The sequence below is a fragment of the Paeniglutamicibacter sp. genome, from assembly GCF_046714615.1.
Lineage (GTDB): Bacteria > Actinomycetota > Actinomycetes > Actinomycetales > Micrococcaceae > Paeniglutamicibacter.
Genome location: NZ_JBKKAP010000144.1, coordinates 12914 through 36183, shown reverse-complemented (window position 1 = coordinate 36183; position 23270 = coordinate 12914). Strand labels below are relative to the sequence as shown.

At 68.3% G+C, this 23270-nt stretch carries 24 protein-coding genes; 14 read left to right on the top strand and 10 right to left on the bottom strand.

The features are described 5' to 3' along the window. Positions 1 to 89 precede the first annotated feature (89 nt). Both ACLQ7E_RS16885 and ACLQ7E_RS16880 read right to left on the bottom strand, forming a co-directional pair. A complete protein-coding gene (locus tag ACLQ7E_RS16885) occupies positions 90 to 764 on the bottom strand; it encodes a LuxR C-terminal-related transcriptional regulator (RefSeq protein ID WP_411733725.1) in 675 nt (224 codons plus the stop codon). Next, on the bottom strand, positions 757 to 2031 hold the full coding sequence (locus ACLQ7E_RS16880; RefSeq protein WP_411733724.1) for a PspC domain-containing protein: 1275 nt from the start codon (positions 2029 to 2031) through the stop codon (positions 757 to 759). Before ACLQ7E_RS16880 ends, ACLQ7E_RS16885 begins: the two co-directional genes overlap by 8 nt. A 125-nt stretch (positions 2032 to 2156) precedes the next feature. On the opposite strand from ACLQ7E_RS16880, the gene ACLQ7E_RS16875 reads away from it, so the two are divergent. From ACLQ7E_RS16875 to ACLQ7E_RS16865, 3 genes are all read left to right on the top strand, one after another. Then, entirely contained in the window at positions 2157 to 3686 is a 1530-nt protein-coding gene (locus ACLQ7E_RS16875) for a PspC domain-containing protein (protein WP_411733723.1), read from the top strand. Continuing rightward, positions 3683 to 3910, top strand: coding sequence for a hypothetical protein (locus tag ACLQ7E_RS16870; protein WP_411733722.1), 228 nt, complete (start codon positions 3683 to 3685; stop codon positions 3908 to 3910). Before ACLQ7E_RS16875 ends, ACLQ7E_RS16870 begins: the two co-directional genes overlap by 4 nt. Before the next feature lie 65 nt (positions 3911 to 3975). Continuing rightward, a complete protein-coding gene (locus ACLQ7E_RS16865; RefSeq protein ID WP_411733721.1) occupies positions 3976 to 4221 on the top strand; it encodes a PspC domain-containing protein in 246 nt (81 codons plus the stop codon). Here ACLQ7E_RS16865 and ACLQ7E_RS16860 read toward each other — a convergent pair. After that, entirely contained in the window at positions 4218 to 4403 is a 186-nt protein-coding gene (locus tag ACLQ7E_RS16860) for a hypothetical protein (RefSeq protein ID WP_411733720.1), read from the bottom strand. The genes ACLQ7E_RS16865 and ACLQ7E_RS16860 overlap by 4 nt on opposite strands. Before the next feature lie 68 nt (positions 4404 to 4471). On the opposite strand from ACLQ7E_RS16860, the gene ACLQ7E_RS16855 reads away from it, so the two are divergent. Next, positions 4472 to 5500 carry an ATP-dependent 6-phosphofructokinase gene (locus ACLQ7E_RS16855; RefSeq protein ID WP_411733732.1) on the top strand — a complete coding sequence of 343 codons (1029 nt, stop codon included), beginning with the start codon at positions 4472 to 4474 and terminating at the stop codon, positions 5498 to 5500. A gap of 92 nt (positions 5501 to 5592) precedes the next feature. Beyond that, a complete protein-coding gene (locus tag ACLQ7E_RS16850) occupies positions 5593 to 6321 on the top strand; it encodes a GNAT family N-acetyltransferase (RefSeq protein WP_411733719.1) in 729 nt (242 codons plus the stop codon). A gap of 92 nt (positions 6322 to 6413) precedes the next feature. Here ACLQ7E_RS16850 and ACLQ7E_RS16845 read toward each other — a convergent pair whose 3' ends face one another. From ACLQ7E_RS16845 to ACLQ7E_RS16830, 4 genes are all read right to left on the bottom strand, one after another. Beyond that, the gene (locus ACLQ7E_RS16845) at positions 6414 to 8021 is read right to left on the bottom strand and encodes a bifunctional metallophosphatase/5'-nucleotidase (protein WP_411733718.1); all 1608 of its coding nucleotides are present in this window, start codon (positions 8019 to 8021) and stop codon (positions 6414 to 6416) included. Between the two features lie 249 nt (positions 8022 to 8270). Beyond that, positions 8271 to 9341, bottom strand: a complete 1071-nt coding sequence (locus ACLQ7E_RS16840) for a YgfZ/GcvT domain-containing protein (protein ID WP_411733731.1) — start codon at positions 9339 to 9341, stop codon at positions 8271 to 8273. Positions 9342 to 9343: 2 nt separating this feature from the next. Then, complete coding sequence (locus ACLQ7E_RS16835; RefSeq protein WP_411733717.1) at positions 9344 to 9943, bottom strand: FABP family protein; 600 nt, start codon at positions 9941 to 9943, stop codon at positions 9344 to 9346. 227 nt (positions 9944 to 10170) lie between these two features. Then, on the bottom strand, positions 10171 to 10908 hold the full coding sequence (locus tag ACLQ7E_RS16830; protein ID WP_411733716.1) for a hypothetical protein: 738 nt from the start codon (positions 10906 to 10908) through the stop codon (positions 10171 to 10173). Between the two features lie 199 nt (positions 10909 to 11107). Here ACLQ7E_RS16830 and ACLQ7E_RS16825 point away from each other — a divergent pair, with 199 nt between their 5' ends. The 9 genes from ACLQ7E_RS16825 to asd all read left to right on the top strand — a co-directional run bounded on the left by ACLQ7E_RS16825 (position 11108) and on the right by asd (position 19658). Beyond that, positions 11108 to 11806: a winged helix-turn-helix domain-containing protein gene (locus tag ACLQ7E_RS16825; protein WP_411733715.1), complete on the top strand. Its 699-nt coding sequence runs from the start codon at positions 11108 to 11110 to the stop codon at positions 11804 to 11806. Positions 11807 to 11831: 25 nt separating this feature from the next. After that, positions 11832 to 12809 (top strand): mycothiol synthase, encoded by a 978-nt coding sequence (mshD, locus tag ACLQ7E_RS16820; protein WP_411733714.1) that lies wholly within the window; start codon positions 11832 to 11834, stop codon positions 12807 to 12809. A gap of 84 nt (positions 12810 to 12893) precedes the next feature. After that, positions 12894 to 15107 (top strand): RNA degradosome polyphosphate kinase, encoded by a 2214-nt coding sequence (locus ACLQ7E_RS16815; RefSeq protein WP_411733713.1) that lies wholly within the window; start codon positions 12894 to 12896, stop codon positions 15105 to 15107. Positions 15108 to 15111: 4 nt separating this feature from the next. Further along, positions 15112 to 16077 (top strand): NUDIX hydrolase, encoded by a 966-nt coding sequence (locus ACLQ7E_RS16810; protein WP_411733712.1) that lies wholly within the window; start codon positions 15112 to 15114, stop codon positions 16075 to 16077. An 87-nt stretch (positions 16078 to 16164) separates the two neighbouring features. Next, positions 16165 to 16488, top strand: a complete 324-nt coding sequence (locus ACLQ7E_RS16805; RefSeq protein WP_411733711.1) for a GNAT family N-acetyltransferase — start codon at positions 16165 to 16167, stop codon at positions 16486 to 16488. Between the two features lie 291 nt (positions 16489 to 16779). Further along, positions 16780 to 17583 (top strand): thymidylate synthase, encoded by an 804-nt coding sequence (locus ACLQ7E_RS16800; RefSeq protein ID WP_411733710.1) that lies wholly within the window; start codon positions 16780 to 16782, stop codon positions 17581 to 17583. A 59-nt stretch (positions 17584 to 17642) separates the two neighbouring features. Further along, positions 17643 to 18152 (top strand): dihydrofolate reductase, encoded by a 510-nt coding sequence (locus ACLQ7E_RS16795; RefSeq protein ID WP_411733730.1) that lies wholly within the window; start codon positions 17643 to 17645, stop codon positions 18150 to 18152. Further along, positions 18149 to 18382 carry an NF038396 family protein gene (locus ACLQ7E_RS16790; protein ID WP_411733709.1) on the top strand — a complete coding sequence of 78 codons (234 nt, stop codon included), beginning with the start codon at positions 18149 to 18151 and terminating at the stop codon, positions 18380 to 18382. Before ACLQ7E_RS16795 ends, ACLQ7E_RS16790 begins: the two co-directional genes overlap by 4 nt. 157 nt (positions 18383 to 18539) lie before the next feature. Continuing rightward, on the top strand, positions 18540 to 19658 hold the full coding sequence (gene asd, locus ACLQ7E_RS16785) for an aspartate-semialdehyde dehydrogenase (RefSeq protein ID WP_411733708.1): 1119 nt from the start codon (positions 18540 to 18542) through the stop codon (positions 19656 to 19658). Between the two features lie 116 nt (positions 19659 to 19774). Here asd and ACLQ7E_RS16780 read toward each other — a convergent pair whose 3' ends face one another. The 3 genes from ACLQ7E_RS16780 to ACLQ7E_RS16770 are packed head-to-tail and all read right to left on the bottom strand — an operon-like array spanning position 19775 to position 23183. Further along, positions 19775 to 20911, bottom strand: a complete 1137-nt coding sequence (locus tag ACLQ7E_RS16780; protein WP_411733707.1) for a winged helix DNA-binding domain-containing protein — start codon at positions 20909 to 20911, stop codon at positions 19775 to 19777. Between the two features lie 18 nt (positions 20912 to 20929). Continuing rightward, positions 20930 to 22006 carry a UDP-N-acetylmuramate dehydrogenase gene (locus ACLQ7E_RS16775; protein ID WP_411733706.1) on the bottom strand — a complete coding sequence of 359 codons (1077 nt, stop codon included), beginning with the start codon at positions 22004 to 22006 and terminating at the stop codon, positions 20930 to 20932. Between the two features lie 13 nt (positions 22007 to 22019). Next, the gene (locus tag ACLQ7E_RS16770) at positions 22020 to 23183 is read right to left on the bottom strand and encodes an MFS transporter (protein WP_411733729.1); all 1164 of its coding nucleotides are present in this window, start codon (positions 23181 to 23183) and stop codon (positions 22020 to 22022) included. Between the last annotated feature and the right edge of the window lie 87 nt (positions 23184 to 23270).

The following is a 23270-nucleotide window of genomic DNA, read 5'->3' as shown; positions in this document are numbered from 1 at the left end:
TTTGCGGGCGGGGGGGGGGGCCCTGGGGGCCGGGGCCGCGGGCCTTTTGCCTGCCCGCACGGGGCTGCGGGCAGCCGGGTTGCCCGGTGCTAGAGAATCCGGCGATCCACGGCCCAGCGGGTGAGTTCGTGACGGTTGGAGAGCTGGAGCTTGCGCAGCACGGAGGAGACGTGGGTTTCCACGGTCTTGACCGAGATGAACAGGTCCTTGGCGACCTCCTTGTAGCTGTAGCCGCGCGCAATCAGGCGCATGACCTCCAGTTCGCGGGCGCTGAGCAGATCCAGTTCCTCGTCGGCGCTGATTGCCGCCTGGGTTCCGAAGGCATCGAGCACGAAGCCCGCCAGCCGCGGGGAGAACACCGCATCGCCGCCGGCGACCCGCAGCACCGCATCGGAGATCTCGGTCCCCGAGATCGACTTGGTGACGTATCCCCGGGCCCCGGCACGGATCACCGTGACCACGTCCTCTGCGGCGTCCGAGACGCTCAGGGCCAGGAACTTCACCTGCGGAAATACATCCACGCAGCCGGCCAGCACCTCCGCGCCGCCGCCGCCGCGCCCGCCGGGCAGGTGCACATCGAGCAGCACGACGGCCGGCATTTCCCGGTGCACCACGGCGATGGCGTCCTCCACCGTGGCGGCCTCGCCGACGACCGCCAGGCGCGCGTCAAGGTCGGCCTTGAGCCCGGAGCGGAAGATCCCGTGGTCATCGACCACCACCACGCGCACGGGGGCGCCGGCGGTGTCTTGGGTTGGCTCAGTCATTGTCTTCTCCGTCTTCTGCTTCCATGGACAGGTGCACCTCGGTGCCCTCTTCATTGCTCTTGATCGTGGCGTGCCCGCCATTGCGTTCCATGCGCCCGATGATCGATTCGCGCACGCCGTGCCGGTCCGCCGAGACAGCGGCCGGGTCGAAGCCGGGGCCGCGGTCGCGCACAAACACCTCAATGCGCTTCGGCCCTGCCTCCACGTACACCGAGATGGTGCCCCCTGCATGCTTGGCCGCGTTCGCCATGGCCTCCCGGGTTCCCTGGAGCAGCGCATCATGCCCCGGCAATCCCGTGCGTTCCCCGACCCCGACCATGTTGATGGACACCAGGTAGAGTTCCTCGATTTCCCCGGCGGCCGCCCGGATCGCGGAGCCAATGCCGTCCGCGCTGCGCTCGTGCTCGTCATAGAGCCAGGAGCGCAGCTCGCGCTCCTGGGCGCGGGCCAGGGTGAGCACCTTCGCCGGGTCCTCGGCGCGCTTTTGGATCAGGGCGAGGGTCTGGAGCACCGAGTCGTGCAGGTGCGCGGCGATGTCGGCGCGCTCCGCGGCCCGCACCCGGTTGGTGCGCTCGGAGACGAAGTCGCGCCAGAAGCGCAGGGCCCAGGGCAGCAGCACCAGCAGCAGACCGGCGATGACAGCAACTGCCACCGCGAGCCCGGAGAGCAGCGAGCCGATTCCGACGGCCCCGCTGAAGAGCAGCAGCACGCCTGCGACCACCAGTCCGACACCCACCAGCAGGCGGGTGAGCCCGGCGGCGCCCAGGGCGCCGGTGCTCTTGCGCAGCCCGGCCCGCCCGCCCTCGTCCAGCTGCATCCAGGCCAGCACGGCACCGGCGATGACCACCAGCACCGGCCAGAGCAGGTCCCAGCGGATCGATACGCCGAGCAGCTGCGCGCCGGCGAGCCCTGCCACCAACAGAAGCGCCATCCCGATGACGACCTGGCGCAAGGAGGCCTGGCGGGCGGCACCCAGCGGGTCGAGCGTCTCCGGCGCCGCGCTGCCGGCCAGCCCCTCGGCCAGGGTGAAGCGGCGGGTGCCGGTGCCGCGGTCGGCATCGCGTTGCGCATCCCCGGAGCTGGGCAAAAAGATCCACAACCATGCGTAGAGCACGACCCCGGCGCCGGCCAGCAGGGCCGCCAGCACGAAGCCGATGCGCACCCAGGCGACCTTCAGCCCCAGGTGCGCGGCAACCCCGGAACACACCCCGGCAATGATGCGGGTCTCCCCGCGCAGCAGCGCGGGACGGAGAGGTGTTTGGCTCATGTATCCATCCAAGCACGCCCGCGGGCCAGTTTGGGCCCGCGGTGCCGATCCCGGGGTTGGCCTCAGGGTTCAATCAGGGGCGACCCCCATAGCGGCGACACCCCGGCAGGCACGAGGATTGAAGCATGAGAGAAGCATCAATGGAACACGGGTTTTTCCGCTGGGTACGGGAACTGGGAATGCAACGCGGCGAGGACCACTGGGTCGGCGGCGTCGCCTCCGGGGTGGCGCAGCGCTTTGGCATCTCCCCCATCCTGGTACGCGGCATCATGGTGGCGCTGTGCTTTGTCGCCGGACTGGGACTGCTGGTCTACGGGGTCGGCTGGGCACTGATGCCCGGCCCCGACGGCAGGATCCACGTGCAGGAGGCGATCGCGGGCCGCTGGAGCAGCGGGATGAGCGGGGCGCTGGTCTTCTTCATCGTCGGCGCCGTGAGCTCCCCCGCACTCTTCGGATGGTGGGACGGCGGCTTCTGGACGCTGCTGGTGATCCTGGGCATCGGCTTCCTGGTCTTTTCCCGACGCGGAAGCTTCGCCCAGGGCACGCAGCCGCCCGGAACCCCGACACCGGCGGGTCCCTCCGACGTCCAGTCCGCCACGCCGCCGTCCACCGCCGCCTATTCCTCGGCCCCGGGCACCACCGGCGCAACGCCGGAGGTCTCGGCAACCACCGCCATTCTTCCGGGCACCGTGCACGACGGTTCCGCAGAACGCCGGGGCGCGGCAGGGAATGCCGATGAAACGGGCAATTCCGACGCCCCCGCCGCCGACGCATCAACGAACAAGCCCACGGAAGCCGCCGACCAGGCGGGGTCCGAGGCACCGACCACGCCGCTGCCCGGCACCCGGCACGGAACCGGACCTAACCTCCAGGAGCACACCATGCCACTGCCATCGCCCGAGGCCCCTGCCTTCCCGGGTCCCGCGACGGGTCCCGGCAACACGCCGCCGGCCGCCGGATTCGGCCCGCCACCCACCACTCCGCCCCCGGGTTTCCCGGACCCGCGGCCCGGGAAGGCGCCCAAGCCGGTGCGCCACAAGGCGCTGCCCGGCTACGCGGCAACCATCGTGCTGGGACTCGCGGTGCTCCTGTTCGCCATGGTCACGGGCCTGTCCCACCTGGGCATGCTTGACTTGCCGGCCGACGCGTTCGCCGTGGGCTTCGCCGTCGCACTGATTGTCATCGCCCTCGGGTTGATCGGGGCGGCGCTGAACAAGCGCACCGGCGGGGCACTTGTCGGTTTCGGGATCGTCGCGCTCATCTTCTCCCTGCTCTGGGGCGGCGGATCGCTGCGCGATTCCGGACCCATGAACGGATTCATGGGAATCACCAGCACCGACGGCGACGGCACCACCAACGTCTTCCACTCCGGGGAGCTGGATCTGCGCTCGTACTCGACCATCACCTCCGACACCACCGTGAAGCTCGACAACGTCTTCTCCTCCATGGAGTTGACCGTCCCCGACAACATCCCGGTGGTCATCGACTCCCAGGGGGCCTTCGGCTCGCTGCAGATCAACGGCTCCACCGCCGAACTCCGCGGCGGGTCCACCGTGCTGAATGCCGGCATCGGCGGCCCCGAGCTTCGCCTGGAGATCGACGGGGCATTCAGCAGCATTGAAATCAACGTAGAGAAAGCCGAGGTTGCACCATGAGCCAGCACACCGAACAACAGCACGGCACCGGCGAACCCGCCGGGGAATTCCCCACCGGGACCCTGGTCTTCGGCCTGATCCTGCTGGCCATCGGCATCGCCCTGCTCGCGGGCCTGCTGCTGAACTTCCAGATCAGCGCGCCGCTGCTCTTCATCTCCCTTCTCGGAGGTGCCGGGGTGATCCTGATCGTCGCCGGGATCCTGGCCGCGCGCCGCTCCGAGTGAATCGGGCAGCACCGCACCCGCAATTCACAGCAAATTCCCGCCCCGGCATGAAAGACTTTGACACCATGGACACCTTTTTCAATTCCCTTCGCTCGATCCCCTTCCGCCGCGGCCCCAAGCGCCTGGTCGCCGGCATTGCCGGGGGCATCTCCGAGAAGTTCGGCTGGGATGTCACCCTGGTCCGCATCGCCCTGCTGCTCAGCTTCCTGCTGCCGGTCCTGGGCATCGGCGCCTACCTCGTCGCCTGGCTGCTGCTTCCGGCGCAGGACGACACCATCGTGCTGCAGAAGCTGGTCCGCAAGGTCAGCTAGGGCCCGCCGGCACCGCGAACCACCCCGCCGCCCGCCGTCCCCCGCCACCAGGCGCGGGGACGGCGGGCGGCGGTGCGTGTGCCGGAAGGGGACTCGCCGGCGTAGCACTTCGGCTTGGTGTTGACGATCACAAGTGTCGCGTGGCTAGACTGGTTGCTGGCGAGCTCAACGTCGCGCTCCATTTTACCTAAACACCCGGTCCGGCACTGTGCGGCTGCGGTGATCGAGCAGCGAGAAGAATTGAGTGAGCATGCGCATCGGGATCATGACCAGTGGCGGGGACTGCCCTGGATTGAATGCTGTCATCCGCGGAGCCGTCCTGAACGGCATCAAGAGCTACGACCACGAATTCGTGGGATTCCGCGACGGCTGGCGAGGGGTCAAGGACGGGGACGTCGTCGAACTCCCCCGCACCGCGGTCCGCGGCATCTCCAAGCAGGGCGGCACCATCCTGGGCACCTCGCGCACCAACGCCTTCGACGGCGAAAACGGCGGGGCCGAGAACATTGCCGCGACCCTCAAGCGCATCGGCGTGGACGCAATGATCGCCATCGGCGGCGAGGGCACCCTGGCCGGGGCCAAGCGGCTGACCGACGCCGGACTGAAGATCGTCGGCGTGCCCAAGACCATCGACAACGACCTGGACGCCACAGACTTCACCTTCGGCTTCGACACCGCCAACCAGATTGCGGTGGAGGCCATCGACCGGCTGCGCACCACCGGCGAGTCCCACCACCGCTGCATGATCGCCGAGGTCATGGGCAGGCATGTGGGCTGGCTGGCCCTGCACGCGGGCATGGCCACCGGCGCGCACGCGATCCTGATCCCCGAGCAGTCAACCACCATGGAACAGATCTACGCCTGGGTCACCGAGGCCCACGGCCGCGGGCGCGCCCCGCTGGTGGTCGTGGCCGAGGGCTTCGTCCCCGAGGGCGCCGACGGGGCCTTCTCGGAGCGCGGCCTTGACGCCTTCGGCCGCCCGCGGCTGGGCGGGATCGGCGAGCAGCTGGCCCCGTTCATCGAGGACGCCACGGGCATCGAGACCCGCGCCACGGTGCTCGGGCACATCCAGCGCGGCGGGGTGCCCAGCGCCTTTGACCGCGTGCTGGCCACGCGCCTGGGCATGGCAGCGGTGGATTCGGTGGCCGAGCAGGCCTGGGGGTCGATGGTCTCGCTGCGCGGCACCAAGATCAACCGGGTGCCGTTCCAGGCGGCGCTGAACAACCTCAAGCGCGTCCCGCAGGAACGCTACGACGAAGCGCGGATCCTCTTCGGCTGACCCGTCCCGGCTAACCGGCCCCGGTTGCCGCACCCCCGGGATTTGCGCCCGCGGACACCGGTGCCGGCCCGCTCCTGCATTAGGCTCGGAACGTGAATCTTGAATTTGGCACCCGTGCCATCATCGCGTTGTCCTGGGCCCGCGAATTCTCCGTGCCCGACTCCGCGCTGCAACCTGACCGCGCGCCGGTGAGCCTGTTTGTCCCCTCGATCGGCACCGACCGCCTGGAGGTGCTGCACCTGGGCGACCACCAGGTGGTGCGCGCCCCCGAGGAAGTCCTGGCGCTGCTGCGCGGCTCCGCCGACCAGCATTTCGTCGATGACCGGGCGCTGCTGGGGCTGCTGCACGCCTCGGGCCTGGCCCCCTCGATCCGGTCCCTGGGCGTCGACGCCCTGACCTACCTCGATTCACCCTTCGAGATCGTGGATTCCGAGCACATCACGGTGTCCGCGGACCATGAGGACCTGGCGCAGTTGCGCGACAATTCCCCGCGCGACGACGCCGCGAGCACCGTGCTTGGCGACTGGGACCAATGCTTCGTGCTGTTCTCCGACACCGGCTCCGACCCCGTGGCCGGCGCCGGCTACTGGGCGCCGGGAGGGCTGCTCGCCGACACCACGGTGCTCACGCACCCCCATGTGCGCGGCCACGGACTGGGGCGCTACGCCGCGGCGCTGGCGGTGGACGATGCGCTGAGCGAGGGCCTGATTCCGCAGGCGCGCATCAAGGAAGGGCAGGAGGCGGCAAGCGCCCTGGCCACCTCGCTGGGCTTCGAACTTGTCGGTTCCCTGATGAACCTGAAACTGCACGACGGGGCCTGACCCGGGGCCGCGCAGGGGCGCGGGGTCGAAAAAGGGCCAGGGGTTCACGCGTGCGCGAAATCCTGGCCCCCTTGGTGTTTTCCGATCCGGCGCTACGGGAGAATCGTGGCCCTCGGGACTTCGTTCGGCGTCACGGTCCCGAGCTTCTCGACATACGCGGTCAGGGCGCTGACATCCGCGGTGCCCTCGTCCGCCGACACCACGATCGGGGCGTTCAGGAACGCTCTCACGCCGTCACCACCGTTGGTTGCCACATAGTTCGTGATGGCCAAGGAGTAAGTGGCGCCCGGATCGACCGGAGTGCCGTCCCGAAGGACGACATCGGTGATGCGCTGGCCTGCGGGGGCCGATTCGGAGTAGGTGTAGGTGAAGCCGGAAACCCGCGGGAAGCCCCCATAGCCTTCGGGACTGGAGTCGACACCCTGGTTCAGGCCCTCGATCAGCTGCTCACCGGTGACCTCGATGAGCATCGCCCGGTTTCCGAAGGGGAAAACGGTGTGCAGGTCCCGCAGCGAGAGATCGCCGCCGTCGATCTCGGCGCGGATGCCGCCTCCGTTCGCCCAGCCGAGGTCGGCCGTGTAGTAGTCGCGGAAGGCATCGGCGGCCAGCTCGCCCGCGGCACGACGGCCGAAGTCGCCGGTCGCGGTCCCGATCGTCGCGTCGAGGCGTTCTTCCATGTCCTGCTCGTAGAAGGCGGCCTTTGCCGCCCAAGCAGGTTCCTCGGCCACCGATTCGTCGACGTCGTGCAGGACGGCGCCCGTGGTGATGTTGCCGCAGAGGTCCTTGGCGATGTCGATTTCAGCGACCACGCCGTAGTCGCCCATGCCGGTGACCATCAGGCGCTCGTCGCCCAGCTCGACGGCCTCGGCCGGGGACGAGCCGCTGTTCTCCTCACGCATGAGAACCTGGACTTCCGGGACCTGGGCCATGAGCTCGAGTCCTTCGGCCCGGTCGATCTGGCCGGAGACGACGATGATATCGACGTCCTGCTCCTGCAGCAGCTTCACTCCGGCCTGGGTGGACTCGATGTAGGGCCGCTGGTTGAGATCGGCATTGGCGGAGCTGTTTTGCAGCGACCCGGTGAGGCCAATGACGCCGACCAACAGCTCGCCGGCTTCCACGGTTCCGGCCACGTTGCCGGGAAGGAACTCGCTGCCGTCCTTGAAGGCGAGGTTGGAAGCAATCCACGGGAATTCCGAGGCCTTCACGAGGTCCAGCGCGGTCTCGAGACCGAAATCGAAGTCGTGCTGGCCGAAGGTGGCCACATCCACGCCGAGGTCGTTGAACGCCTCCACGAACGGGAACCCCTGGTAGACGCCGCCGAACAGGCTGCCGCCGGCCATGTCGCCGCCGAAGATCGTCGCCGTATTCCCGTTGGCGGCCTCAATGCCGTCCAGGACGGTGGCAAGGCGGGCAATGCCGCCACGGTAGCCCAGGGCGTGCTCGCGCGGACTGTACTCATGGGCGTCCTGGAAGTAGGCCACGGTGCCTTCCTGCGACGGGACTGGCGGCTGGCCCGGTGCGTGGCACCGCCCGGCGCCCGTGCCCTGCCCCTTACCCGGGGAAGCCGCTTTTGCGCCGTCCGGCTCGGCTTGGTGTGTTTCCGTGGTGGCAGAAAGGGCTGCGGGAGTGAAGGAGAGGGACAGCGCGCCGGCCGCGGCGGCGAGGGCGAGAACGCGCCCGAACTTGAAGGAAGACATGCGGGTGACGGTACAAGGTTCAAGTGAACGGTTGGAAGGCCCGGCGTGAACGCACGACGGCTGCCCAGTGGACTGCCGGCTCAACGATATAGGGACTGCACCGGGCGTTCCTGCATGCCCGTCCACGCAAAACGCCCGACCGGGAAACCCTGGCCGAGCGTTTTGCGTGTATTGCTGGTGCCGGCCGTGCCGCCGGGTGTTGCACCGACCCGTGGAAGCCACGGATGGCTGGGCCAGTTCCGGCTCTTTCTAGCGCGGCGGCCGGATGAATCCGGTGAAGCGACCGGCTATCTGCCCGGCCTCGGGAGTCACGATGGTCTCCTGCTTCGCGGCGTAGTGCTCCTCGCCGTCCACGACCTCCAGCTCGAGATCGGTGTCGATGTTGCGCTTGATGAGCGCCAGGCCGATGGGCCCTGCCTCGAAATGGGTCGCCACCGAGGTCAGCGAACCGACGACCTTCTCCCCCACCATCACCGGGGAACCGAGGGCCGGCAGGGTATGCATCGACCCGTCGAGCTGCAGGAACACCAAGCGGCGCGGCGGGCGCCCGACGTTGTGCACGCGGGCCACGGTTTCCTGGCCCTTGTAGCACCCCTTGTCCAGGTGCACGGCGGTGCGGATCAAGTCCAGTTCGTGCGGGATGGCCTTCTCGTCGGTCTCGAAGCCGAAGCGCGGGCGCCAGGCGGCAATGCGCAGCGCCTCCACGGCGAGCATCCCGGCCAGCGGGAGTTCGGCCACCGCATCCTGGAGTTCGGCTGCGGGCACGATGTACAGGTACCAGGGGCGTTCGTTCCCCGGGTGTTCCGGCTCCGAATAGGCGTAGCCGCCAATGGTGACACCCGGCCACGGGTCGACCCAGACGGGGTTCTTCGCCAAGGCCGGCTGCGGCGCGCAGGCTCCCACGATGGCAAATTCCGCCGAGACGTCGGTGATCTCGACGCGCAACATGAAGCGCATGCGCAGCAGGTACGCGGTCAGCGGCGCCGCCTGGCCCGGCTCGACGATCAGCCAGAGCTTGTCCGCGTCGGCCAGCACGCGGATGTCGAACTCGATGCGGCCCTGCACCGTCAGCAGCAGCGTCTGGGTGCTTTGGCCCTCGGGCAGCCCGGTCAGGGCCTGGCTGGAAAGGGTGTTGAGCCAGGAGAGTCGATCCTCCCCGGACAGCGTCACCACCTCGAAGTGGGACAAGTCGGCCACCGCGGTGCCGGCAAGCAGCTTCTGCTGCTCCTTGTTCAGCTCCCCGTAGTGGGCGGCGACGCCCTGATCGATCCCGGACGCGGCGACGGCGCCGGGTCGCGACAATAACGGCGAAAGCGCCATGGTCATCCCTGCTTCTTGAGTGCGGCCGAGGCGTGGGCCTTGAGGTCGTTGCCGCCGGTGGATACATCCCAGCGCCAGAACAAATCGCCGTTGACCAATCCGTAGATCCGGGTGGCCGAGGCGTAGTTCTTGGCATTGGTGCCGCGCATCACCAGGTCGGTGGCCAGCTGGATTTGCGGGCCCTTGATGACACCGTAGTAAAGTTCACAGATCGCCCCGGGGTGCGCGATGTTGACCTGGATCTTGAACCCGCCCTCGTCCGTGCGCAAGTCTTCGACGTCTTGGGCGGAACGCAGGGCGGGAACAATGTCCCCGGGAGTCATTCCCGGGCCTAGGTCGGCGTCCAACATGGGGCGCTCAAGGGACCAGAATCCCGATTCAACGGTGAGCGGGCGCAGCGTGTTGCCCCGCTCGTCGGTGATCCAGGTTTCGGAACGGTATTCCAGGAACGGCAGGCCGTTCTGGGAGAAGCTCACACGCTGGAAGAAGAATTCGTCATCCGCTTCGCCTTCGCCGAGCCGGCCGGCGCCCTCCCAGGTCCCGATCAGCCACGAAAGCGGCACCAATTCGGGGGTCAGGTCGGTGGGAATCTCGATTGCCATTGCGTGTGCTTCCTAGTGCTGTTTATACGTTACTTCTGGCCCTTGAAAAGGCGCACGACGACGAGCCCGGCGAAGCCGGCCATGCCCAGGCCCGCAAGGGTCAGCAGCGAGAGGAAGAAGATTTCGAGTCCAAGGTATTCGTTCATGCAACCATCCTAACCGGTTCGCCGGGCCCGTCGGGCCTTTCATGACGTCGGCCGTGGCGGCACCGGGCAGACCCTTGGCCGCTAGACCAACAGCAACATGACGTACCAGGTCACCGATCCGCAGACCAGCAACGGGGTCAGCGCGGCGGCCGCCATCTGGGCCGGCCCCTTGGGCCCGCCCAGGGAAACCAGCATGGCCCGTGAGCCGACGACGACCAGGCCGCAGGCGGCGCCCAGCACCAGCGCAGGAACCAGGCTGACGCCCGGATGCAACAGGCTGGCGGCCCCGCCCAGCAGCACCGCCAGCACGAAGCCCAGCGGGAAGACGACGCGGTCGGGCAGCCGCAGCACCCCGGGCACCGCGGCACCCAGGATGCCGAACCCTGCCACCAAGCCAAGGGAACTCCCTGCAGGTGCGGTCCCCAGCACCGCCCAGCCGGAACCGAAGCCGGCAATGACCATGCCGCAGATGCCCACGGCTACGGATTCCAGGCGTTTTTGCGCGTCGGTTCCGCGCACCAACTGGGTCAGGAACATCAGGATGACGCCGGCAGCCAGGCACGGTGCGACCCAGCCCAGTCCCGGGCGCGGCTGCGCGAAGAGGCCCAGCAATGTCGCCGCCGTGCCGACCACGAAGATCACCAGGGACACCGGGTTGGGCGAGGGCACCTTCATGAGGCGCGGCCAGCCTGCGGCGAAGGCGGCAAGCAGCACCAGGGTGACTAGGAGCATCGGCCAACCTGCCGTACCGGGCAGGTAGCCCGCCCCGACAACCAGTGCAAGGGCAATCGTTCCTGTGGCCAAAACTTTGAGTCTCACAGGTTACATCCTGCCCTATCCCGCCCTGCACCCCCGTGCGGATGCCGGGCCGCGGCGCGTGTTGCAGGCTTGGAAACGTAATGGAAACCCGTGGCAATCTATACTTCATTATGTAAACACCGATCACCGGGGTTTGTTCCGCATGTGCGGCACGGCTCCCCGGAATCGGCAACCCAAGCATGTGGGAGGGAAGGCATCGATGGCCGTCATCGCGCTATTGACCAACGCCCCCGGGCCCTCGTCCGACATCCTCCCATCCCTGGGCCTGCTCTCCCACACGATCCGCGTCATGCCCGCCCAGGGGGCCGCGCTGCTGGCCACCGAGGGATCCGAGGTCGTGCTGGTCGATGGCCGCAAGGACCTGGCGGCCTCCCGCACCCTGTGCCAACTGCTGCGCACCACCGGCATCGCCTGCCCGCTGCTGCTGGTGCTCACCGAGGGCGGGATGGCGGCCATCTCCGCCTCCTGGCAAGTCGACGACGTGATCCTTGACACCGCCGGCCCCGCCGAGGTCGAAGCCCGGCTGCGCCTGGCCATCGCCCGTTCGGCCCCCGACGAGGGATCCGCCGGCGCGCCGATCCGCGCCGCGGGCGTACTCATCGACGAGGCCAGCTACACCGCCAAGGTCCACGGCACCCCGCTGAACCTGACGTACAAGGAATTCGAGCTGCTCAAGTACCTGGCCCAGCACCCCGGCCGGGTCTTCACCCGCGAGCAGCTGCTGCACGAGGTCTGGGGCTACGACTATTACGGAGGCACCCGGACCGTGGACGTGCACGTCCGCCGGCTGCGCGCCAAGCTGGGCACCGACCACGAGCAGCTCATCGGCACGGTGCGCAACGTCGGATACCGCTTCGCCTCGCAACGCCACGAAAACGCCGAGGTCATCGACGCCTAGGCGCCGCTGCGGCTATCTTAGGGATATGAACGCTGCGACGAATCCCGAAGTCACCATCGATATCCTTACCGGCGCCCCGGCACCCGGCGTGCTCTCCGCGTTGCACCTGCTGGTGGCCGCCGGGGAGGAAGCCGACGGCAACCCGCCGCTAAGCGAACAAACCCTTCTTGACTTGCGCACCGCGTCGGGCTCCGGGGCCCTGCTGGGCGCCTACGCCTACCTGGACGAGGGGACCGACACTTCCTCCAGCGAACTGGTGGGCGCCGCGGTCGCGGTCCTCGGGGAAGCCGGCGCGCCGGGAACCCTGGAAATGGTGGTCCATCCCGCGTTCCGGGATTCGGGCATCGCCGGCGCGCTGCTCGCGGCGCTGGCCAAGGAGACCGACCTGGGCAGGCTGCGGGCCTGGGCCCACGGGAACCACGAGGCGGCCGCCAAGCTGGCCGAGCGCTTCGGCTTCGCCCCGATGCGCGAGTTGTGGCGCATGCGCATGGTCACGGGCACCGAGGTGCCTGCCCCGATCGTGCCGCGGGGCATCAATATCCGCTCCTTCGACCCGACCACGGACGCGGCGGGCTGGGTTGCGGCGAACGCCGCGGCCTTCGCGCACCACCCCGAACAGGGCGCGCTGACCCGCGAGGACCTCGCCGCGCGCATGGAGGAGGAATGGTTCGATCCGGCCGGCTTCCTGCTCGCCGTCGACGAAGCGGGCAAGATCCTGGGCTTCCATTGGACCAAGGTGCACCCCGCGGTGTCCTCCCCCACCACCGGGGAACACCAGGCCATCGGCGAGATCTATGTGGTGGGCGTGATCCCCGAGGCGCAGGGCACCGGCCTGGGCAAGGTGCTCACCCTGGCCGGTATCGACTACCTCAACTCCCTGGGCCTGGACGCGCTGATGCTCTACGTGGACGCCGACAATGTGGCTGCCGTCTCGCTGTACCGGAAACTGGGCTTCACCAAGTGGGATGTCGACGTCATGTACGCACCGGTTTCGGTAAGGTAGTTATCGACGCAATGCCGCGCGCCTTCCGGCTTGCCGTGGGCGCACGACTACTCCATCTCTTCATCCACGCTAGGGGCAACAGCCATGGATCCGCACCCAGTCACCTCCGCATTGGGCATCACCGATGTACCGGCGGCCCGGGCCACCCAGGACCGGATCGAGCTGCCCGACTTCGAGCCCTCGCCGATTCCCGACGGCGACTTCGCCGATGACAGGTTCCTTGACCGCGAGCTCAGCTGGCTGCACTTCAACGCCCGGGTGCTGGAGCTGGCCGAGGATCCGGAAACGCACCTGCTGGAGCGGGTCAACTTCCTCTCGATCTTCTCCTCGAACCTCGACGAGTTCTTCATGGTGCGCGTCGCCGGCCTCAAGCGCCGCATCGCCACCGGCCTGGCCGTGCCCTCCGCCACGGGAATCAGCCCGATCGACCAGCTGGAACTGCTGCTGGCCGACGCCCATGCCCTGCAAGTGCGCCATGCCGAGGTCTTCGCGCAGCAGGTTCGTCCGGCCCTGGAAAAGGAACAGATCCTGCTGGTGGGCTGGAAGGACCTCGACGAGCGCGCCCGCGAGGAATTGCGCCGCTGGTTCATCGACCAGGTCTTCCCGATCCTCACTCCCCTGGCCGTTGACCCCGCCCACCCCTTCCCCTACATCTCCGGGCTCTCGCTGAACCTTGCGGTGGTGGTCCGCAACCCGGTTTCCGGCAAGGAGCTCTTTGCCAGGCTGAAGGTTCCGGACACGATGGCACGGCTGATTTCCGTGGACGGCCCGCGCGCCGGGAACTCCGCGGGCAGGGTCGCGCGCTTCATTACGCTCGAGGAAGTGATCGCCGTGCACCTGGAGCACCTGTTCCCGGGCATGGACATCGTCGAGCACCACTTCTTCCGGGTCACCCGCAACGAGGACCTCGAGGTCGAGGAGGACGACGCGGAGAACCTGCTCAAGGCACTGGAGCAGGAGCTGCTGCGCCGCCGCTTCGGGCCCCCGGTGCGCCTTGAGGTCGTCGAGGACATCAGCCCGAACATCCTCGCCCTGCTGGTGCGGGAACTGGGCATCGAGGAAGACGAGGTCTTCGCGCTGCCGGCCCCGCTGGACCTGCGCGGGCTGGGCGTCATCGCCGGGATCGACCGGGCCGATCTGCACTACCCCAAGCAGCTGGCCCACACCTCGCGGTTCCTCAACGAGTCCGAGACCTCCAAGGCCGCGAACGTCTTTGCCGCGATGCGCCGGCGCGACATCCTGCTGCACCACCCGTATGACTCCTTCTCCACCTCCGTGCAGGCGTTCCTGGAGCAGGCGGCCAACGACCCCAAGGTCATGGCCATCAAGCAGACCCTCTACCGCACCTCGGGCGACTCCCCGATCGTGGACGCGCTCATTGACGCCGCCGAGTCCGGCAAGCAGGTCCTGGCATTGGTGGAGATCAAGGCCAGGTTCGACGAGCAGGCCAACATCACCTGGGCCCGGAAGCTGGAGCAGGCGGGCGTGCACGTGGTCTACGGCATCGTGGGCCTGAAGACGCACTCCAAGCTCTCGCTGGTGGTCCGCCGCGAGGGCGACAAGCTGCGCCGCTATTGCCACATCGGCACCGGCAACTACCACCCGCGCACCGCCCGCTACTACGAGGACCTGGGTCTGCTCACCAGCGACGACGCGGTCGGCGAGGACCTCTCGCGGCTGTTCAACCAGCTTTCGGGCTTCGCCCCGCGCTCGACGTTCAAGCGCCTGCTGGTCGCCCCGCGTTCGCTGCGTTCGGGACTGATCGACCGGATCGAGTCCGAGATCGCGAACCGCAAGGCAGGGCTGGACGCGCGCGTGGTGATCAAGGTGAACTCGATGGTCGACGAGGCCATCATCGACGCCCTCTACCGCGCCTCCCAGGCCGGGGTGCAGGTCGATGTGATCGTCCGCGGGATCTGCGCGCTGCGTCCGGGAGTTCCGGGGCTGAGCGAAAACATCCGCGTGCGCTCGGTCCTGGGCAGGTTCCTGGAGCATTCCCGCGTGTTCATGTTCTCCAACGCCGGGGAACCTGTCATCTACATCGGCTCGGCCGACATGATGCACCGCAACCTGGACCGCCGGGTGGAGGCGCTGGTGGCGCTCAGCAGCCGCGAGGACATCAACGACCTGGTCCTGCTCCTTGACCGCTACATGGATCCACGCACCGCCAGCTGGCACCTGGATGCCGAAGGCGATTGGACCAGGCACCACAAGGACGAGGACGGCGCACCGCTGGCCGACATCCAGTCGTGGCTGATTGATTCCCGTGCCCGCCAGCGCACCGTGGTCAGGCGCTAGGGGCGTGCATTTCGTACGCTCAAGCGATCCCGCCGCCATTCGCGAGGGCAATTTTGCGGTGCTGGCAGCCGGGGCCCTGGTCTGGCGTGTCAACGGCGTCGGGCTCGAGGTCCTGATGATCCACCGCGACCGCTACGACGACTGGTCCTGGCCCAAGGGCAAGCTCGACGACGGGGAGACCATGCCCGAGTGCGCCACCCGCGAAGTCTTCGAGGAGGTCGGCCTGGACGTCCAGCTGGGCATCCCGCTGCCGGCCATGACCTACCCGGTGGGGGCCGGCGCCAAGGTCGTCTATTACTGGGCGGCCAAGGCACCGAACACCCTTCCGGTCCCCGACGGGAAGGAAACCGACGCGGTGCGCTGGGTCACGCCCAAGATTGCGCGGGCGTGGATCACCAACCCCGGGGACCTCGAGCCCCTTGAGGCCTTGGTTGCCGCGCACCGGGACGGGTTGCTGGAAACGCACCCGTTTGTGGTGGTCCGACATGCCAAGGCGAAGCCGCGGTCCAACTGGACCCGCGAGGAAGGCAAGCGACCGCTGGCCGCCACCGGCCAGCGGCAGGCGCTGGCCGTGGCCCGGCTGCTGGACTCCTGGCGTCCGGCCAAGGTGGCCTCCAGCCCCTGGACGCGCTGCGTGCAGACCGTTGCGCCCTACCTGAAGCAGCACCGCCTCACGGTCAAGCTGCTCGGTTCCGTCACCGAGCACCAGGCCACTCGCCACCCGGCGAAGGCGCAACGCACCGTGGCCAAGCTGCTGGACCGGCGACGGTCCCAGGCGCTGTGCACGCACCGCCCGGTGCTGCCGCTGGTGCTCACCGAACTCCGTGCTCGGATGAACGGCGCACTGGCCGGCTTCCTTCCCGCCGAGGACCCGTTCCTGCGCCCCGGCGCGGTCATCGTGGTCCATCAACCCGTATCTGGCAAGGGAAAACTGGTCTCGGTGGAAGTTTACGACGCGTTTGAGGACTAGAGCGCACCCTTCACGGTAGTCTCATGAGTAGGCGCCCGTTTGGCGCGGCGCCCGGTATGGTTTTCGAGCTTTGCTAAGGAGCGCATCATGGCCCAACAGAATCACGGCACCACCCAGGAAAAGATTGTGCACCAGGGGCTGCGTTTGGACCACGATGCCGACCGGGGCCGCTACGGACTCTGGCACGGAGCGACCTATGTGGGCTTCCTGGGGTACCGGGTGGAGGGCGATGTCGCGACGCTGCAGCACACCATCATCAACGAGGAATACGGCCGCCACGGCTATGCCAGGGCACTGGTGACGCTGGTGCTGGAGCAGATGCGGGTGCGAGGGCTAAAGATCATCCCCGAATGCACCTACGTGCAGGACTACCTGCGGCGCTACCCGGAGTACAACGACCTGCTCGCCTGATGGCCATTCGGCCGCGGCCATGGGATAGCACCCTGATCACCGTCGACCTGCGGGAAGCCACTCCCCCGTTTGAACAGATTCGCGCACAAATCGGCTAGCTCATTCCCGTCGCCACGCCCTGGCCGGTGACCTGGGCGTGGCGACGCGCCCGCGAGCCGGGAATCACATCCGGCCCCGGGCCCCCGGGCGGACGCAGGATCGAACCCGCCGCGGCCGTTGCCTGTGCCGATTTCCCACAGCTCCAGGCATACCTTCCGGTGCGCTCGTCCCGCCACCGTCTAGACTGGTCCAGTGACGATTCCAACCCCATACGAGGACCTGCTCCGAGATGTACTCGCCCACGGCACCGCCAAGGGCGATCGCACCGGCACCGGCACCTCAAGTGTATTTGGCCGCCAGATGCGCTTTGACCTCTCGGAAACCTTTCCGCTGATCACCACCAAGCGCGTCCATTTCAAGTCCGTGGCGGTTGAGCTGTTGTGGTTCCTGCGCGGGGACTCCAACACCTCTTACCTGCGCGAAAACGGCGTGAAGATCTGGGACGAGTGGGCCGACGAGAGCGGCGAGCTGGGACCGGTCTACGGGGTGCAGTGGCGCTCCTGGCCCACGGCCGACGGCCGCCACATCGACCAGATCTCCCAGGTCATGGACTCGCTGCGGGCCAACCCCGACTCGCGCCGGCACATCGTCTCGGCCTGGAACGTCGCCGAGATCGAGAACATGGCGCTGCCTCCCTGCCACGCGTTCTTCCAGTTCTACGTGGCCGACGGCAAGCTTTCCTGCCAGCTCTACCAGCGCAGCGCGGACATGTTCCTCGGCGTCCCCTTCAACATCGCCTCCTACGCGTTGCTGACCTGCATGATGGCCGAACAGCTCGGCCTTCAGCGCGGCGAGTTCGTGTGGACCGGCGGGGACACCCACATTTACGACAACCACGTCGAACAGGTCACCGAGCAGCTGACCCGCGAGCCCTACCCGTACCCGCGCCTGCGCATCACGCGCACCCCCGATTCAATCTTCGACTACGGACTCGACGACTTCGTGATCGAGGACTACCAACACCACCCGACGATTAAGGCCCCCATCGCCGTATGAGCAACCCGAACCAGAGCGCCGGACACCGCGCCGAAACCACCACAAGCGAGCGCATCGGCATGATCTGGGCCGAGGCCGCAGACGGCATCATTGGCGCCAATGGCTCCATGCCGTGGTCCCTGCCCGAGGATTTGGCCCACTTCAAGCGCACCACCATCGGGCACCCGGTGATCATGGGACGCAAGACCTGGGAATCCTTCCCGGAGAAGTTCCGCCCGTTGCCCGGGCGCACCAACATCGTGATCACCCGCGACGCAGCCCGCCATGCCGCGCTGCGCGCCGCCGGCGCCGTGCCGGTCGGTTCCACGGACGAGGCCTTGAAGGCCGCCCGGGCCTCCGAGGGCGCCCAGGAAATCTGGGTCATCGGAGGCGGCGAGATCTACGCCGAACTCAGCGGCGGCGCCCACCTGGCCGTCAAGACCGTCATCAACGCCAGCCCCAAGGGCGACACCAAGGCCCCTGCCCTGGATTCCTCGTGGACCAAGCTGCTCTCGGAGCCGGACACCGGCTGGCTGACAGCTGCCAACGGCACCCAGTACCGCGTCGAGGCGTGGGAGCAGAAATCATGAAGGATGCCCTCAAGGCGCTGAAGACCAACCCCGAGGCGCTCTTCGTGCTCGGGTACATGCTCTTCCCGCTGTTCGCCCTGGTTTTCGCCGGGCTGGGCCTCTTCATGGTGCTGACCGGGTCAAAGATCATGGGCCTGGTGCTGCTGCTGGTCTTTACCCAGGTCTTCGCGTTCGGTTCGCTCAAGCTGGTGGGCATGCGCAAGGCGCTGCTGGCCGAGGGCGGCAAATAGCACGACCGCATGATCGGCCCACCGGTCGATGCGCAGGCGGTGGCGCCCCTCCACGGATCCATTCCATGGAGGGGCGCCGTGCGTTAAGGCATGCGCAGTGCGGCATCGGAACGTAACCGAATCCTTGCCGGGGCGCTCCACCCCTTAAGCTGGAACCATGACTTCTTCCGTTGGCTTTGTCGGTTACCGCGGCATGGTCGGCTCCGTCCTGATGCAACGCATGCAGGACGAGGGCGACTTCGCGAACCTCGACCCCGTGTTCTTTTCCACCTCCAACGCAGGCGGCTCCGCCCCGGCCTTCGCCGAGGGCGCACCCGCATTGCAGGACGCCTACGACCTTGACACCCTGGCCAAGCTGCCAATCATTGTCACCGCCCAGGGCGGGGACTACACCCAGAAGGTCCACGGCGATCTGCGCTCGCGCGGCTGGGACGGGCTGTGGATCGACGCGGCCTCCACGCTGCGCATGAACGACGACTCGGTGATCGTGCTTGACCCGATCAACCGCAACGTGATCGATGCCTCGCTGGCCTCCGGGACCAAGGACTTCGTGGGCGGCAACTGCACCGTCTCCTGCATGCTCATGGGCCTGGGCGGGCTGTTTAAGAACGGGCTGGTCGAGTGGGGAACCTCGATGACCTACCAGGCTGCCTCCGGCGGCGGCGCCCGCCACATGCGCGAGCTGCTGACCCAGTTCGGCGACATCAACAACCACGTCGCTTCAGAACTGGACGACCCGGCCTCCGCAATCCTGGAGATCGATCGCAAGGTCCTCGCCGCCCAGCGCGGAGGCCTGGACGCCACCCAGTTCGGTGTGCCGCTTGCAGGCTCGCTGATCCCCTGGATCGACGCGGACCTGGGCAACGGGCAGTCCAAGGAAGAGTGGAAGGCCGGGGTCGAAACCAACAAGATCCTGGGCAACACCGAGGCCAACAAGGTCGTCGTGGACGGATTGTGCGTGCGCATCGGCGCCATGCGCTCGCACTCCCAGGCATTGACCCTCAAGCTCACCGAGGACCTGTCGGTGGCCGAGATCGAGAACCTGCTGGCCGAGGACAACGAATGGGCCAAGGTCGTGCCCAACACCAAGGAGGCCACGGTTGACGCGCTGACCCCCGTCGCCGCCTCCGGAACCCTGGACATCCCGGTGGGACGCATCCGCAAGCTCGAAATGGGCCCCAACTACATCTCGGCCTTCACCGTGGGCGACCAGCTGCTCTGGGGTGCCGCGGAGCCGCTGCGCCGCATGCTCGCCATCGCCCAGGGCCGCCTCTAACCGAGGCTCGCGCCCGCGGTTCGAAGACCCCGGCCGGTCGTTGCCCCCACTCCCCCGTTCTCGGGGGCGTGGGGGTGGCGTCCGGCCTTTTCGTTTGCCCGCGGCACCCCGGGACGTTAGCTGGTTCTGAACTTGAGGTAGGCATCAATGCGGGCGGCGACCTGTCTGGCACGGCTCCCGCCGGGCTCCTGCCCAAAGGGGGCAAAGCGCCCCGTGCGGCTCTTGCCCGCACCGGAAAGCTCCCAGGTGCCCACGGTTTGTCCGCCGGCCACCACGGTGCGCAGGAAGATCCCGTTCTTCCCCGGAGTCACCACCTGCGCGTGCTCCTCGGCCAGGGTCGCCGAGCGGTCCTGGTAGCCGAGCAGGAACTCGTCGAACCCTGGCAGCGCGAGCACGCTGCGCGCCCCCGGCGGATTCTCCCAACGCTCCCGGTGCCCAGGCGCAAAGTGGAAGGTGGATCCTCCCAGCTCCGCGCTGCCCAGCACCCGGTCCAGCTCCTGCATGGCGGCACGCACCGGGGTCAGGGGAAGGCCGAGCCACCACGCGCAATCGGCAACCGTTGCCGGGCCGTGGGATTCGAAGTAGCCGCGCACCAGCATGGCCAGGGCCTCGCCGGCATCGGGCATCGTCCCTCCGGCGGGGAGCCATGACTCGGTGGCCATGAACAGTTGCCGGGTCTCGCTTCCCGGTTCCATCGGGCCCTGGACGATGACCCCGCACAGGCTCACCGCCACGATCAGGTGGTACCCGCGCTGCCCCGCGATGCTCGATCCCGCATCGGCAAAGGCCTGCAGCAATTCCGCGCGCGTCGCGCCAACGTCTCCGCAACGTTCACGCGCCACGTCGGCCAGCACCTGGATTTCGGCCTCGGTGATGTTTTCCTGGGTCCGGGTGGCGGCCATCTTGGCGTTCATCCGCGGCGCGGTCACTGCCAGCAACGCACGGTACAGCTGCGGAACGATGAGCATCAGCGTGCCGCGGGCACCCCAACACCGGATGACCGACCCGTCGGCCATGGCCTCATGGATCCGGCCAAGCCCGGCGCCGGGCAGGCGGACCCCCACGCCCCAGCAGGCCTGGGGCAGGTCCTGGGCCTGCATCATGCCCAGCGCGCCGACCACTTCCGCGGGAGTGGCGGCGGGTGCGGCCAGGGTCGCTGCAGGGATCCCGGGCAGCAACCCCTGGGCGCCAAGGCGCAGGCGCGCCACGGAGGAGCGCTGGGTGCGGGTCAGAGCTGCCGGGATCAAAGCCATGATGCTCCCAAGGATTCCCTACAGGGCGCAGCCGATCAAGAGCGGTTCGTTGTGCAGCTCGATGCCGAAGCGCTCCTTGACCCCTGCCCGCACGGCGCGGGCGATGGCCAGGATGTCGGCGCTGGACGCGTCCCCGCGGTTGGTGATGGCCAGGGTGTGCTTGGTGGACAGCGTCGCCCGGCCGCCGGCAATCGCCTCCCCCGCGGTTCCCGGCAGGCCGAAGCCCTTGGCGAAGCCGGCCTTGTCGATCAGCCACGCCGCCGAGAGCTTGACCATGCCCGGTTGCGCGACAGGGAAGTTGGGGGCGCCGTCGGGCAGTGCATCGAGCACGGAGGCGGGCACGATCGGGTTGGTGAAGAAGGACCCGGTGGAGTAGGTGTCGCGGTCGGCGGTATCCAGCACCATGCCCTTGGAGGCGCGCAGCGCCAGGACCTTGGTGCGCACCGCTGCGGCGTCCGCGCGTTCGCCCGCCGCGACGCCGAGGGTCCGGGCCAGTTCCGCGTAGCGGATCGGGGCGGATTCCGGTCGCCTTTCCAGCGCGAAGCTCACGGAGAGCACCACGAATTCCGGCGAGCCGTTGAGAGTGGTGCGCTTGAGCATCGAGTCGCGATAGCCAAAGCCCAGCGCCTCGTTGTCCAAGTCGGTGGTGCGCCCGGTGGCCCGTTCGTAGACCTTGGCCTCGAGCAGCGTGTGGGCGACCTCGGAGCCGTAGGCGCCGACGTTTTGCACCGGGGTGGCCCCGGCGGAGCCCGGGATCCCGGAGAGTGCCTCGAGCCCGGAGAGCCCGGCGGCCAGGGTTTGCGCAACTGCGTCGTCCCACGGGTGCCCGGCGGCGATGTCCACCCGCACGCGCCCGTCGGGAAGCTCTTCGCCGATTGCCACGCCCTCGGTGGCGATTTGCAGCACCGTGCCGCCATACCCGGCATCGTCGATGACCAGGTTGGAGCCCCCGGCCAGGATCAGCAGGTCCGCCCCCGCGTCCTGTGCCGCCGCCACGGCGGCAACGACCTGCTCCTGCGTGCTCGCGCGCACGAAGGTGGCGGCGGGGCCGCCGACGCCGGTGGTGGTCAGGGGTGCCAGCATGTGGGTGTTCACGATGTCGTGTGCCTTAGCTTTCGGGATTGTCGGTTGCCGGGATTTGACGGGGCGCGGCCTTGGCCGGTGCCGCTGCCGGGGACAGGAAGAACGAAACCACGACCAGGATGCCCACGAACCCCAGCGCGTTGAGCAGCCCCACCACGTCGGCCAGCAGGCCCAGCAGCGGCGGGCCGCCCAGGAAGGCGCCGTAGCCGACGGTGGAGACCACCGAGACGCGGGCAGCGGCGCGCATCGGGTCATCCGAGGCCGCGGTCATCGCCACCGGGAAGCACATGGCCACGCCCAGACCCCAGAGCACCAGGGCAGCGAAGGCGGTGTGCACGGTGGGACCGTAGACAAAGAGCAGCAGGCCGGCCAGCGTGCTGGCGGCCGAGGCGCGGATGACTGCCACGCGCCCGAAGCGTTCCAGGATCCGCCCGCCGCCCATGCGGGCCACTGTCATGGCGGTGACGAAGACGCCGTAGCCGATGGCGCCCACGGAGTTGATGGCCCCGTAGCCGTCGGAAAGCGCGAGCGCCACCCAGTCCCCCGCGGCTCCCTCGGCCAGGGCCATGCCCAGCACCAGGATGCCCAGCAGGACGGTGCGCGGTTCGCGCCAGGCGGCCGCGAGCAGCGATTTGTTCGAGTGCCCGGCGCCGGTGTTCACGGGATCGGCCCTGAACACCCGGGTGCCGGTGTGGATCAAAACCAACACCACCGCCGCCATGGCCGCGAAGTGCCAGGCGATGGACAGGTGCACTGCCGCGCCCAGCGCGCCGGCGGCGGCCCCGATGACGGTGCCCACGGAGAAGAAGCCGTGCAGCGCCGGCATGATCGGCTTTTCCAGGGCCCGCTCCATGGCGGCTCCCTGGACGTTCGAGGCAACGTTCCAGGCGGCGGCTCCCATGCCCTGCAGCCCCAGTGCCACCCCGGTCAGCGCCAGGGACTGGAAGCCGGCCGCCGCCACGCCCACGACGGCCATGGCGATCGCGGTGAGCGAGGAGGCCAGCACCAGGGTGCGCTTGGAGCCCAGGCGCATGACCAGGAACCCGGAGACCGAGACCGAGGCAAAGGAGCCCGCGGTCATGCACAGCAGCAGCAGGCCGACCTCGCCGTGGCTCAGCCCCAGTGCGTCGCGCACCGAGGGCAGTCGCGAGACCAGCGTGGAGAGGATCAGCCCGGAGGCAAAGTACAGCGCTATGACGCCGTTGCGCCAGGGCAGCGCCTCGGGGTTTGCCTTCCTCGTGCCGCCGGCGGTGCGCTTGCGCGCATCCGGCCCGGG

Coding starts and splice junctions, on each gene's coding strand:
- ACLQ7E_RS16880 (WP_411733724.1), bottom strand. CDS start 2,031: ATGAGCCAAACACCTCTCCGTCCCGCGCTGCTGCGCGGGGAGACCCGC.
- ACLQ7E_RS16865 (WP_411733721.1), top strand. CDS start 3,976: ATGGACACCTTTTTCAATTCCCTTCGCTCGATCCCCTTCCGCCGCGGC.
- ACLQ7E_RS16845 (WP_411733718.1), bottom strand. CDS start 8,021: ATGTCTTCCTTCAAGTTCGGGCGCGTTCTCGCCCTCGCCGCCGCGGCC.
- ACLQ7E_RS16815 (WP_411733713.1), top strand. CDS start 12,894: ATGGATCCGCACCCAGTCACCTCCGCATTGGGCATCACCGATGTACCG.
- ACLQ7E_RS16825 (WP_411733715.1), top strand. CDS start 11,108: ATGGCCGTCATCGCGCTATTGACCAACGCCCCCGGGCCCTCGTCCGAC.
- ACLQ7E_RS16855 (WP_411733732.1), top strand. CDS start 4,472: ATGCGCATCGGGATCATGACCAGTGGCGGGGACTGCCCTGGATTGAAT.
- ACLQ7E_RS16790 (WP_411733709.1), top strand. CDS start 18,149: ATGAAGGATGCCCTCAAGGCGCTGAAGACCAACCCCGAGGCGCTCTTC.
- ACLQ7E_RS16870 (WP_411733722.1), top strand. CDS start 3,683: ATGAGCCAGCACACCGAACAACAGCACGGCACCGGCGAACCCGCCGGG.
- ACLQ7E_RS16840 (WP_411733731.1), bottom strand. CDS start 9,341: ATGGCGCTTTCGCCGTTATTGTCGCGACCCGGCGCCGTCGCCGCGTCC.
- ACLQ7E_RS16805 (WP_411733711.1), top strand. CDS start 16,165: ATGGCCCAACAGAATCACGGCACCACCCAGGAAAAGATTGTGCACCAG.
- ACLQ7E_RS16860 (WP_411733720.1), bottom strand. CDS start 4,403: ATGGAGCGCGACGTTGAGCTCGCCAGCAACCAGTCTAGCCACGCGACA.
- ACLQ7E_RS16875 (WP_411733723.1), top strand. CDS start 2,157: ATGAGAGAAGCATCAATGGAACACGGGTTTTTCCGCTGGGTACGGGAA.
- ACLQ7E_RS16780 (WP_411733707.1), bottom strand. CDS start 20,911: ATGGCTTTGATCCCGGCAGCTCTGACCCGCACCCAGCGCTCCTCCGTG.
- mshD (WP_411733714.1), top strand. CDS start 11,832: ATGAACGCTGCGACGAATCCCGAAGTCACCATCGATATCCTTACCGGC.
- ACLQ7E_RS16885 (WP_411733725.1), bottom strand. CDS start 764: ATGACTGAGCCAACCCAAGACACCGCCGGCGCCCCCGTGCGCGTGGTG.
- ACLQ7E_RS16795 (WP_411733730.1), top strand. CDS start 17,643: ATGATCTGGGCCGAGGCCGCAGACGGCATCATTGGCGCCAATGGCTCC.
- ACLQ7E_RS16835 (WP_411733717.1), bottom strand. CDS start 9,943: ATGGCAATCGAGATTCCCACCGACCTGACCCCCGAATTGGTGCCGCTT.
- asd (WP_411733708.1), top strand. CDS start 18,540: ATGACTTCTTCCGTTGGCTTTGTCGGTTACCGCGGCATGGTCGGCTCC.